The sequence below is a fragment of the Chitinophaga sp. OAE865 genome (assembly GCF_040546735.1).
In the GTDB taxonomy this organism is placed as follows: Bacteria; Bacteroidota; Bacteroidia; order Chitinophagales; family Chitinophagaceae; genus Chitinophaga; species Chitinophaga polysaccharea_A.
In genome coordinates this window covers 6814170-6826791 of sequence record NZ_JBEPOF010000001.1, presented here as the reverse complement: position 1 = coordinate 6826791, position 12622 = coordinate 6814170, and the positions used below count along the sequence as shown (strand labels likewise).

Sequence of the window (12622 nt, the reverse complement as noted above, 5' to 3'; positions counted from 1 at the left end):
ATGGCAGTATTTGGAGACAAGAATGCAGTCAGATGCAATATGTGTGTGTCAATCGAATGCAAATGCAATTTTGACAGTGTGTATTTCATACACATTTATTTTCTTCTTACGACATTGAATAGTTTAACAATTTACCTGTGGCTAGCCTTTGTAATTAAGGTAAAATCATTGTTATGAAAAATTCACATCATTTTGCCATCGGCTACGCCCGCATCAGTATCAAAGACCAATCAAGCTATTCCCTCTTATATCAAGAGTATGCCATAAAGCGTTACTGTGAACAAAATAATCTAACTCTTGTCGCCTTTTTCCGTGACGATGGTGAGAGCAGTGATACTTTTAATCGCCCCAACTGGAAGGCTTTAGAAGAATTTATTCAAAAACATAAGGATTTGGTTCAATTCCTGGTTGTCGCGGAGCTGGATCGCTTCAGCAGGGATCTAATTAAGGCTTCCCAAAAGATCGATGAACCATACCAAAAGTACAAAGTCCGTGTGGTGGCGGTGAGTGAGTCGATATCACAAGATACTTCATCTTCCAGTAGCTTTCTGGTACGTGGAATAAAGCTGCTTGTTGCGAATAATGAGCTAATCCTTATACGAAGCCGTACAGCTAATGCCATATTGCAGGCCAAAGAATCAGGGCGGTTTACTCATCACGCTCCTTTCGGTTATAGAAATAAAAAGGATAGGTCAGGGTTACCAATACTGGAAGTTGTAGCTAAAGAAGCCGAAATAGTCAGGTTAATTTTTCAACAGTATATAGCAGGTGTCCCATTTTTTCTGATTTATGAAGAAGCCAGGAATCAGGGGTTCAATCGAACAGGTCATAACAGCATCCAACATGTTTTGGAAATTATTGTGTATGCAGGCTTTATCAGGATATCAAAGAGCGCAAGCCAGCCGGAGAGGCTTATAAAGGGGGTACATCAATCAATAATATCGCTATCAATGTTTAATTCAGCGCAGGATTTATTGAAAAGAAGGCATAAGCCAATTGCCAGTAAACATAAGCAGATTATTCCTTTGCGTGGCCTGTTAAGATGTCCATGTGGTGCTGCAATCTCTGGGAGCTATTCTGGTGGCCGTAATCGGCGGACGTATCTATATTATTTCCGTTCAAAGGAGCGGACCTATAATTTTCCTGGAGACACCTTACATCTGATGTTTAATAAAATTCTAAAGCAACTTTCCTTCACACCCGCCGACTTTGACCTGATTCGAAATAAGGTTGTGACCTGGTTGCGGGAATACCGGAAGAATCAAAGTACACAGATAAAAATGTGCGTTGATCGGATAAAGGCAATAAATCAAAAGATTAGCTATCTCCAAATTGCTCTGGTAAATGGGGTGATTTCAACCAGTATATACAATCGCGCCTATGCCGATTGTGGTCTGGATAAGGCACATTGGGAGGCTGTAACGAATATCCTCATGAAGGAACAGTATCTTAAAGTGGAGACGCTCAATAGGGCAGGGGAGATGATGATGGGGCTGAATGAGTTTTTTGCTACATGTGGAGAGGCGGAGAAATTTAAATTGATGAAACTGATTTTTCCTGAGTCACTGGAATTCGACGGTAAACTGTTTCTTACTTCGGCTATCCATCCTGCTTTGGCTGTTAACTATAGGAAGGATTTGTTTCAAGATCTTCTCACCCTAAAATAGTTCAGATATGAAAGCAAAAGCAAAATTCCGCAAGATAGACAGCAGTTATCTTGACTGTTACGATAATCATACAATTGCCTTGTTGCAAAGTATATCGGATGAATCCTCTAGTCCTGACCTTGAATTCAACCTATACAAAACGATGGCAATTCAAAGGAGTAATATTAAGCACCTGGCAGTACAGGAAATGATCGACAGTGATGAAATGAAGGAGTTGCTTATTGACCGGTTGCCAATCCCTAAGCATATTACATGCGATGTTTGTGGCTTACCTATGCGGTTCTGTACCTACTTCTTTGATATGGAAGATCATCCGGTCTTATTTGTTTTCGAATGTGTAAAGAATTATCTACCTAGAGTGGTGGTAGATACTGATGGAAGGCGCTATGATACGCCTACACAAAAGTGTGCTGATTGTGGATTTGATATGACAGTATCACTGGAAGGGCTAAACGATGAATTAGCCGTTACGCATTCATGTCATTGTTGTGGTAAAAAAGTTGAAGATGCCGTAAAAGCTGACTGGACGGACTTCTCAAAGATCAGAGAGAAAGACAGAAAAAAGTATTGCTATTCATTTGTAGGACAGGATCTATTCTTCCTTAGTTTATTTCAGCTGGGAGAGCATTTAAGCCAGATGGGAGTTGAACGCGTAAGTGGCTAGAAACGAAAATCATGTGTATAAAATGAGAGAAAAGCTCGAAAAGTTGAAGAATAAAAAAACCGCCATAATCTACTGTCTTTCAAGTAGTTATGACGGTTTCAAGTACCCCAGATGGGAGTTGAACCCACACTCGCATTGCTGCGAACGGGATTTTAAGTCCCGCGTGTCTACCAATTCCACCACCAGGGTTTGTAGGGAATAATCAGAGCGAAAGACCGGGCTCGAACCGGCCACCCCGACCTTGGCAAGGTCGTGCTCTACCAAATGAGCTACTTTCGCATTATTTTAAGAACTTTTTTCGTTGGGATTGCAAAGATAGCAATCTTTTTGAAGCTGCAAAATTTTTCTCCCGTTGAATTAAAATATTTTACGAATTCCTTTTTTTTTAACTGTATCTAAGGATTCAGCTCATAGGCATATTTCACCATGCCCATTAACTCTTTCCCTTTGCCATAGCACGTTTCACGCAAAGGTAAGCCATTCGGCTGATATTCATATTGCCAGATCGTATACGACGACGTTTGTGCGTTCACGGTAGTCATTTTTACCAGCTTTCCCTGCGTATTATACTCAAAAATATAGTCTGGCAACATACGCTTTTTCGCAGGCTGGTAACGGTATACATCTGTTAACCGCCCTGCTTTGTCGTAGTTATAATATACCCGTGTACCACGCCGCTTGTCCAGCTCTTCAATCACATTGCCGGCGCTGTCTGTTTTAAACATTACTATAGTGGAATCGCCGCCCTTGCGCTGTATCAGCTGCTGCAAATGTCCTGCACTGTCGTAACGGTAGGTCCGGCTTTCATCAAAACGCAGCTTGCTGTCGCGCGCTGCAGAGGTACTGCTGATATACTGCAAACGTCCGCCTTCATCATAACGGTACAACGTAGTAGTAATACTGGCGCCGGAGCTGTCTACCGTTTTTGTTAGTTGCCCTTTGGTGGAAAACGTAGAGGTCATGGCGGAGTAACCGGTGGAGCTGGATTGTGTTTGCGCTTTCATCTGCCGGTAAGTGGGGCTCAGGGTGCGTTCACAACGGAAATCCCGGTCCGGCTGCATATCGGCGTCCAGCGTCAGCACCTGTTGGGTCTTTACCTTGTTTTCTTTCAGCAGCGCCATGGTAGCCACTGTTTGCTGTGTATTGTAAATATCCTGGAAGTAATATTGACTAAAACCACTGGTCGCAAATGCCAGTATACCCAGTGCCAGTAGAATCGTTTTCTTCATGCCGTAAAATCGCTGATTTTGAAATATTTAAAGTATCCCGCAAAGAGCCAAAGATTATTTATTAAGCTTAATAATTTCCTTTGCTCCTTTTCCCTTTGCGAGACCCAAGGTAAAACGCAAAAATCATATTAAAATTTTTTAACCGGACTTTATCCGGGTATATTTCCTCCTGCGCTTATTATCAAAAATATTCAAATCTCCCGGAATTATTCCTTTGCAGCGTTTTACAGGTATTGACGATATTTCTTTAACTTTAAAAGATGCAACCGGAATTTATTATCATACACCAGCAAGTGGCGCCTTATGTGGCCCACATCCAATTGAATCGGCCCAAAGAACTGAACGCATTGAACTTACAGCTTATGGGCGAGCTGAGAGATGCCCTGAAAATGCTTGATGCGGATGATGAGGTACGCGCAATAGTGCTCAGTGGCAACGAGAAAGCCTTTGCTGCCGGTGCCGATATCAGGCAGATGGCGGGGCAGTCGGCCATAGATATGTACAATATCGACCAGTTCAGTACCTGGGATACCATCAAAAAAATAAAGAAACCCATTATCGCCGCTGTAAGCGGCTTCGCCCTTGGCGGCGGTTGTGAGCTCATGATGCTTTGCGATATGATCGTCGCCAGCGAAACAGCCCGCTTCGGCCAGCCGGAAATCAAGCTGGGCATTATGCCCGGAGCGGGTGGTACTCAACGCCTTACACGCGCAGTGGGGAAGGCCCTGGCCATGGAAATGGTGCTCACCGGCCGCTTTATTACCGCGGAAGAAGCTCTCCGTGCCGGCCTCATTAACCGTATTGTGCCCGTAGAGATATTTCTTAAAGAAGCCATTAAACTGGCTACAGAAACGGCTGCCATGAGCCCGGTAGCCCTTAAAATGGCAAAAGAAGCCGTTTTAAAGGCTTTTGACACCAGCCTGGAAGAAGGATTACATTTTGAACGTAAAAATTTTTATCTTCTCTTTGCATCTGAAGATCAGAAGGAAGGCATGCAGGCGTTTATTGAAAAAAGAGCTCCTGTATTCAAAGGAAAATAGCACAGAACTTTATTGAAAACCATTAAACTCTATTATTATCTGATTTGTTGACCTTCCACTGATAAAACTATGTTGTTAACTGCCGGGAAAGTGGAGCCCGATAGTTGTTGTTCGCCCCGGTTGTATAAAATTAAAAATTTAACCATGACTGCGAGAAGGATTCCTGTTGCATCACTTTTATCATTCACTTTCTATGCGTTCGCCTGTAACAGCCCCGCCCAGAAAGCAAGGGCCATCATACTTGCCGACCAGGCCAACCTGCCGCCAACTGATACCATGATCGCCGGTGGCGATACTATCCAGACAGATATGGTAGCTTCCTGGAACAGTTTCCTGCAATTCAACGGCAAATACGCCCCGGAAAGTGGTCTCTTTGAAACTGAGCCACTGAAAAGCAGGCTCACTGCATTGGTAGGCAAAGCGCGTAAATCTTTTTTTGAACGGTTAAAAGTAACGCCGCCTATAGAAGTGGAAAATAAAATACTCTTTAATGAAGGTTATATGCCGGGCAAATCAGGCTACGATGAAGCCGTTATTGCCATCGATATGGACCGGGATATTATTTACATCGGCTTCACAGTGAACAGGGAGCTGATGCTCTTCAGCGAAAAAGGAGATACCGACTACCCGGAAAAATTCCTGCAGTGGATGCAGAAATATGAGCGCTGAAAATGGCAAGGAAGACCACCGGTCTTCCTTGCTGCTTTATCTTAATTATCAAATTTATTCTTCAATGCTGCCAGCTTAGCCTGGAAATCGTTCAGCGGCGCTTCTTTTGCCGCCGGCCTGTTCGGCCTTTTCTGCTGTTGCTGTTCGCCGCGGGAATCTCTTCCTCCCTGCTGACGTGCACCGCCGCCGCCTTTCTCATTATCTTTCATCGACAAGGAGATACGCTTACGCGCTACATCAATTTCCAGCACAGTTACCTGTACTTTCTGATTCAGTTTTACCGCCTCATTCGGATTGCTGATAAATTTATTGGAAAGATGGGAGATATGCACCAACCCATCCTGCTTCACGCCAATATCCACAAATGCACCAAATGCAGTAATGTTGGTCACTACGCCCGGTAATACCATACCCGGCTTCACATCCTCTATTTTATGAATGCCTTCGGCATATTCAAAAATAGAGATCTCGTCGCGCGGATCGCGGCTCGGCTTGGCCAGCTCCTTCAATATATCTTCCAAAGTAACCAAACCTACTTCCGGGCTTACATAATCTTTTGGATTGATCTTCTTCCGTAATTCTTCTTTCGCCATCAGGTCCTGCACAGTGCTGTGCTGCTTGTCGGCCATTTCTTTGATCAGATCGTAGCGCTCAGGATGCACCGCGGAATTATCCAGCGGGTTATCGCCATTTTCAATACGCAAAAAGCCCGCGCACTGCTCAAATGCCTTTTCACCCAAACGGTGTACTTTCTTCAGCTGCATACGGTTGCTGAATGCGCCGTTTTCTTTACGGTACTTCACAATGTTCTCCGCAAGAGATGGTCCCAAACCGGAAATATAGGCCAGCAGGTGCTTGGAAGCAGTATTCAGGTTCACGCCTACATTGTTCACGCAGCTTACCACCACACGATCGAGGCTTTGTTTCAGCGACGACTGGTTCACGTCATGCTGGTACTGCCCTACGCCAATCGCTTTTGGGTCTATCTTCACCAGCTCTGCCAGCGGGTCTATCAGCCTGCGGCCAATGGAAACGGCCCCGCGTACGGTTACATCATGATCGGGAAACTCTTCACGCGCTACTTCCGATGCGGAATATACCGAGGCGCCGCTTTCATTTACCATGAATACATTGATCTTTTTACCAAAATCAATTTTCTTCACAAACTCCTCCGTTTCCCGGCCCGCGGTGCCATTACCAACTGCAATGGCTTCGGTATCGTACCTGGAAACCCACTTCTTCAGCAGGGCTTCGGCATCATCTCTCTTGTAATTTTTTTCCAGGGGGAAAATAACATCGTTGTCCAGCATGTTGCCTTGGTTATCCAGTGCCACCACTTTACAACCCGTTCTGTAACCAGGATCAATGGCAATAACGCCTTTAGGGCCTAGTGGCGCTGCCAGTAACAGCTGACGCAGGTTTTCCGCGAATACTTCAATCGCTTCCTGGTCTGCTTTTTCTTTGGCCGCTGCCCTGAATTCATTCTCGAGGGACGGGCGCAGCAAACGCTTGTAGGCATCCGCTGCCGCTTTGGTTACCTGCTCTGCCGCTTTGCCTTTGCCTGTTACAAATTGCTTATTGATCAGCGCATTCGCCTCTTCTTCCTCCGGTGCAATAGAGCTGAACAAAATACCCTCGTGCTCAGCGCGTAATATCGCCAGTACACGGTGGGAGGGCATCTCCCGCAGGTCTTCTGAAAACTCGAAATAATCTTTATACTTATCGCCTTCGGCTTCTTTTCCTTCTACTACTTTAGATGTGAGTTTGGCAGTATTGGAAAACAGCTTACGCAGTTTATCACGGCACTCCGCATTTTCGTTGATCCATTCCGCAATAATGTCACGCGCGCCTTTTAATGCTTCCTCAGAAGTAGCTACCTGCTCATTGATAAATGTTTCCGCCGCTGCAATATCGCCGTCCTGCTGCTCAAACAACAGGGTGGCCAGCGGTTCCAGCCCTTTCTCAATGGCCACGGTGGCGCGGGTTTTACGCTTGGGTTTATAAGGCAGGTAAATATCTTCCAGCTCAGCCAGCGCCCATGTGTTTTCCAGTTTGGCCAACAACTCAGGCGTCATTTTTTGCTGCTCTGTGATCGTTTTGATAATAAAATCACGACGGTCATCCACCTCCTTGTAGCGCTTCTGCAGGTCTTCAATACGGCCTATCTGCACCTCATCCAGGCTGCCGGTCACCTCTTTACGGTAACGGCTGATGAAGGGAACCGTAGATCCTTCAGATAACAGGGCCATTGTATTTTCTGCCTGTTTACCGGAAATACCCAGCTCCGATGAAATAAGCGCAATGTGTTTCGGATTCATAAATCAATACATTTTGGGATTTTTTGATGGTCGGACAACAGCTTTCGTAACTACAGATCACTGCTCCCCGGATCATGAAATCGCTACCTTTTAATAGCTCGCAAATGTAATTAAAATGGCCTTTTTACCAAGAAAAAGTATTCCCCATTTTTATACGCCTGCATCTGGTTCCGGGGGGCGGTTCGGGTCCGGATTAATGGCTGAATATCAAAATCCCCAAATGATCCCTATTTTTACAAAATATGGAAAAGACAGCTACATTCGATCGTCTCCTGCAGATCATGGACGATTTAAGGGAAAAGTGCCCCTGGGACCGCAAGCAAACCATTCAAACGCTTCGTCAGCTCACCATCGAGGAAACCTATGAGCTGGCGGATGCCATTACGGATGAGGACTGGAAATCTATCAAAGAAGAACTGGGCGACATCCTCCTCCACATTGTGTTCTACGCCAAAATAGGCTCGGAGCAACAAAAATTTGATATCAACGACGTTATCAACGGCGTATGCGATAAACTCATCCACCGCCACCCACATATTTATGGCGATGTACAGGCGGAAACAGAAGAACAGGTAAAACAAAACTGGGAAAAGCTCAAACTGAAAGAAGGAAAGAAATCCGTGCTCAGTGGCGTTCCGCTGTCGCTGCCCGCCCTGGTAAAAGCCATGCGCCTCCAGGAAAAAGCAAAACAAACCGGTTTCGAATGGGATAATACCGAACAGGTATGGGATAAGGTAAAGGAAGAAGTAAATGAACTGGAAACCGCCGTTAAAAGCGGCAACATCAATGATATGGAAGATGAATTCGGTGATGTGATGTTCTCTTTGGTGAACTATTCCAGGTTCCTTAATATCGACGCGGAAAATGCCCTCGAACGCACCAACAAGAAATTCCAGCGCCGCTTCCAGGCAATGGAAGCACTGGCGCTCGAACAGGGCCGCACCCTCAACGATATGACCTTAACGGAAATGGATACACTCTGGAATAAGGTGAAAGCCACAGAGCAATTGTAAATCTTTCTTTAATACACCCGCATTGATCGATACTAAAGAAATACGGCTTTTTTTCCTGCGCCACGGCTATCTCCTGATCATTGCTGCCTGGTTGTTCACCTTCGCCTTCCTGTTCAGCAACTACTGGTCTTACTACTCCTCCCCGCAGGGCGTGAAACGCAGCATGGAAAAAAGTATCCATCAGCGGGAAAGATCATTCGAAGAACTGGCAGAGGATACCGCTATCACCAGCTCCCTCTTCCAGCGCAGCTACGACCAGAAAACACTGGACAAACTCACAGGCATGGAGTATTACCTCTTTGCCTACGATTCCAACAGCACCGGCGCCTGGCTTACTTTCTGGAACACCAGCCAGGTGCAGCCGGAAGAGCTTCAGGCCACACTGGAAGAAGGCGACCGGTTCATGAAGCTGAAAAACGGCTACTATGAGGTCATTACCCGTAAGGTGAAATCAGGCCCCGGCCGAGCCCAATACCTGGTGGCAGCCATCCCCGTGCGCATGGAGTATGCCATTAAAAACAACTATCTGGTCAATCACTTCTACAATAAGGAAGAACTGGGGGAAGAGTACAGCATCCTCCGGGAACAACCACAGCTGCTGGTATCGGAACATATTACCCTCCCGGTGAATAACGGGAAGGGCCAAACGTTGTTTTACCTGGACTATAACTCGGGTATGCACGTGCATCCTTCCAATAACCTGAGCATATTGCTGCGGGTATTAGGCTGCATCTGCGTGCTCATATTCCTGAACCTCTTTGCCACCCTGCTGGCTAAAACCACCAACCCGCTATATGGCTTCCTGTTCCTGTTCCTTATCGTATTCGGTATGCGGGTGCTCAGCTACGTATACCCGTTCCCATTTAACCTGAAAGAGCTCAATATCTTCGATCCCAGGATCTATGCAAAAGATGAGATCTTCTACTCGCTGGGCGATCTGCTCATCAACGTATTGCTTACCTTCTGGATGATCCTCTTCTTCCGGGAGCATGTAAAAACCATTAACCCCCCGGTACTGAAAAAACGATGGGCGCAAAGTCTGGTGATCATCGTTGCCAGCCTCATACTCTATATCGTGGAACAGTTCCTGGCAGATCTTATTCAAAGCCTTGTAATAGACTCCAAGATCTCTTTTGATGTAACCAATCCTTTCAGTCTTACGGAATACAGTATCATCTACAGCATTATCGGCTTCATGGTACTGGGCTTTATCTCGTTCAGCTTTTTATTCTTTTCACAGATCATCAACTACCTGCTGAATGAGCTTACCAATTTCCAGTACCGCACCAAATACATATGGCTGGCCGCTGTAGGCATTATCTGGCTGCTGTTCCGTATCCATAACCCGGAACTGCCCTTCTCCGTTACAATGGTGATATGGCTGCTGCTGTATATTGTGCTGCTCGATTTCCTGGCCGACCGTTTTGAAAGCAGCATGGCCACTGTACCTTTTTTATTCTGGCTTTTCCTGCTCACCATTACCACCTCCGGGGCACTGGTACATTATAATAATCATAAGGAACTGTATGCGCGCCAGAAGCTGGCGGAAGACCTGTCCAAACAAAAGGACCCTTACCTGGAAATGCTGCTGAATGATATTGGTAAGAAGATAGAACATGATGAGGCTATCCAGTATTTTTTCCAGGACCACAGTAGCAGGAGCCATCGCAAATCGGCATTCGACAGCCTACTGTTAAAGTATTTCCAGGGTTACCTGAGCCGGTTCCGCGTAAATATTTATGCTTACGATGAAAACGGCGCCTCGTTGTTTTCTGCAGATACCGTTAGCCTGCTAACCTTTAACCGGCAGATATTTACCGAATCAGAAGCCTCTCCGGCACTGGTGCCTGGTAACGATCTTTACTATTATGAGCGCAGCTTCAACGATTACAGCTATATCGCCAAAAAAGAATTTCATAACGCCAACGGGGAAGTGACCGGCTGGCTGGTATACACGCTGGCGCCAAAGCCGGTAAGCAGTGAAAGACTATACCCTGAACTGCTGGTGGAAGGTGATATGGGCGATCCCGGCCGGGAATATGCAGGCACCTATTCATACGCTGTATATGATAAAGGTATCCTTGTAACAAACAACAATGATTTTCCTTTTCCTATCCGTTTATATGCACATGAGCTGCCTGCGGCAGATGTTAGCATAAAATCCATCAAAGGCTACTCGGAACTGATCTACAAGGCCACTCCTGAAAAAGTGGTGGTAGTGGTAAAGGAAAACAGGATGTTCGTGGAATTCATCACGTTGTTTGCCTACATGTTCTGCTTATTCCTGCTCATCATTGCAGTATACAAGGCATTCGACCTGCTTATCAAAGCAAGGATGCGGCTCAGCAACCTCCGTGCGCTGATCGATATCAGTATCCGTAAAAAGGTACATGGCACTATCATCTTTGTTGTTATCTTCTCTTTCCTGATACTTGGTATCACCACCATCAAATTCTTTATCTACCGCTCTGAAATGCAGAACCGCGAACGGCTCAGCAAAACAATGAGAGATGTAGCCAAAGATGTGGAGAAGGTATTCGAGAATCAACGCGACCTGGACCAGGTAGGGGATATGTATGATTCGGAACTGGTGAAAAGGCTCACTTCTTCCCTGTCGGATATAGCCAATGAGAGGGCGCTGGACATCAACATCTACGACCGCGATGGGAACCTGCAGCTCACCACTCAGCCCATGATGACCGACAAAGGCCTGATCTCCGCCAAAATTGATCCGCAGGCGTTCTACAGCTTATACCGGATGGAGCAGATCCAGTTTATCCATACGGAGTATATCGGGATAATGCCTTTCCTGTCGGGTTATATGCCTTTGCGTAATCATGATACGCATGAAGTGATCGCTTATCTCAACGTTCCTTATTTCGCAACACAAACGGAACTGAACCAGCAGATCTCCAACTTCCTGGTAGCCCTGATCAATTTCAATGCTTTCATTTTCCTCATTGCGGGAATGGTGGCGCTGCTGATCACTAACTCCATTACCCGTTCCTTCTCGCTGGTAACGGAGAAGCTCAGGCATGTGAACCTCGGCCAGCGTAATGATGAAATAGAATGGGATAAGGATGATGAGATCGGTGCGCTGGTAAAAGAATATAATAAGATGGTACGCAAGCTGGAAGTGAGCGCCGTTCGGCTGGCGAAGAGTGAAAGGGAAGGGGCCTGGCGTGAAATGGCGAGGCAGGTAGCCCATGAGATCAAGAACCCGCTTACGCCTATGAAGCTGAGCATTCAATATCTCCAGCGCGCTATCGCCGGCGATTCGCCGAATGTGAAGGAGCTGTCGCGCAAAGTGGCCGGTACGCTTGTAGAACAGATCGAGCACCTTTCAAATATTGCGTCTGATTTCTCGGCCTTTGCCCGGATCGGTGAACCGAACAATGAAGAGTTCCTGCTCAATGAAGTATTGTATTCCCTTACCTCGTTGTACCAGGGACATGAAGACTGCGAGGTAACCTATGTGCAGCCTGCGCATGATTTTTATTTATACGCAGACAAAACACAGATGAACAGGTTGTTCACCAACCTGCTGCTGAATGCCATCCAGGCTATTCCTGAAGACCGCAAAGGGCAGATCGTGGTACGTATGCAGCTAACATCCGACAGCCACGTTATTGTGAGCGTATCTGATAATGGGGAAGGCATTTCCACAGAAGTGCAGTCCCGCATTTTTGTTCCTAACTTCACCACTAAATCATCCGGTACCGGCCTGGGCCTGGCTATGTGTAAAAATATCGCCGAACAGTCGAGAGGAGAGATCTGGTTTGAAACCAAGCTGAATGAAGGCACTACTTTTTATGTGAAGCTGCCGTTGCTGGGGCATTAATGCAGCGCGAAGGTTGTCTGACTCAGGATTAAACTGATTACGCTGATTACGCTGATTTGATTACTTTGGATTTAAAATGATTCGGGGAGATTTAAGCGGATACTTTCGCTTATTTCTCCCCTAATCTTTTAAAATCATCTATAAAATCCAAAGTAATCAAATCAGCGTAATCAGCGTAATC

Annotated in this window: 8 protein-coding genes and 2 tRNA genes; 6 read left to right on the top strand and 4 right to left on the bottom strand. The window is 45.9% G+C overall.

Features of this window, described 5'->3' with window-relative positions; translation table 11 throughout:
- The first annotated feature begins 173 nt into the window (after positions 1-173).
- Together ABIE50_RS27335 and ABIE50_RS27330 are read left to right on the top strand one after the other, a co-directional pair.
- Positions 174-1667, top strand: a complete 1494-nt coding sequence (locus ABIE50_RS27335) for a recombinase family protein (RefSeq protein WP_209866035.1) — start codon at positions 174-176, stop codon at positions 1665-1667.
- 7 nt (positions 1668-1674) lie between these two features.
- Positions 1675-2331 (top strand): hypothetical protein, encoded by a 657-nt coding sequence (locus ABIE50_RS27330; RefSeq protein ID WP_209866032.1) that lies wholly within the window; start codon positions 1675-1677, stop codon positions 2329-2331.
- A 103-nt stretch (positions 2332-2434) separates the two neighbouring features.
- Here ABIE50_RS27330 and ABIE50_RS27325 read toward each other — a convergent pair.
- From ABIE50_RS27325 to ABIE50_RS27315, 3 genes are all read right to left on the bottom strand, one after another.
- A tRNA-Leu gene (locus ABIE50_RS27325) sits at positions 2435-2520 on the bottom strand.
- A 17-nt stretch (positions 2521-2537) separates the two neighbouring features.
- Positions 2538-2610: transfer RNA gene (locus ABIE50_RS27320), tRNA-Gly, on the bottom strand.
- 116 nt (positions 2611-2726) lie between these two features.
- A complete protein-coding gene (locus ABIE50_RS27315) occupies positions 2727-3560 on the bottom strand; it encodes an RHS repeat domain-containing protein (RefSeq protein ID WP_209866029.1) in 834 nt (277 codons plus the stop codon).
- A 260-nt stretch (positions 3561-3820) separates the two neighbouring features.
- Here ABIE50_RS27315 and ABIE50_RS27310 point away from each other — a divergent pair, with 260 nt between their 5' ends.
- Together ABIE50_RS27310 and ABIE50_RS27305 are read left to right on the top strand one after the other, a co-directional pair.
- Positions 3821-4600 (top strand): enoyl-CoA hydratase-related protein, encoded by a 780-nt coding sequence (locus tag ABIE50_RS27310; protein ID WP_209866026.1) that lies wholly within the window; start codon positions 3821-3823, stop codon positions 4598-4600.
- 144 nt (positions 4601-4744) lie between these two features.
- The gene (locus ABIE50_RS27305; RefSeq protein ID WP_209866023.1) at positions 4745-5269 is read left to right on the top strand and encodes an Ivy family c-type lysozyme inhibitor; all 525 of its coding nucleotides are present in this window, start codon (positions 4745-4747) and stop codon (positions 5267-5269) included.
- 41 nt (positions 5270-5310) lie between these two features.
- Here ABIE50_RS27305 and ABIE50_RS27300 read toward each other — a convergent pair whose 3' ends face one another.
- The gene (locus tag ABIE50_RS27300; RefSeq protein ID WP_209866021.1) at positions 5311-7587 is read right to left on the bottom strand and encodes a Tex family protein; all 2277 of its coding nucleotides are present in this window, start codon (positions 7585-7587) and stop codon (positions 5311-5313) included.
- A 242-nt stretch (positions 7588-7829) separates the two neighbouring features.
- On the opposite strand from ABIE50_RS27300, the gene mazG reads away from it, so the two are divergent.
- Together mazG and ABIE50_RS27290 are read left to right on the top strand one after the other, a co-directional pair.
- Entirely contained in the window at positions 7830-8600 is a 771-nt protein-coding gene (gene mazG, locus ABIE50_RS27295) for a nucleoside triphosphate pyrophosphohydrolase (protein ID WP_209866018.1), read from the top strand.
- A 22-nt stretch (positions 8601-8622) separates the two neighbouring features.
- The gene (locus tag ABIE50_RS27290; RefSeq protein WP_209866015.1) at positions 8623-12441 is read left to right on the top strand and encodes a sensor histidine kinase; all 3819 of its coding nucleotides are present in this window, start codon (positions 8623-8625) and stop codon (positions 12439-12441) included.
- Positions 12442-12622: the final 181 nt, after the last annotated feature.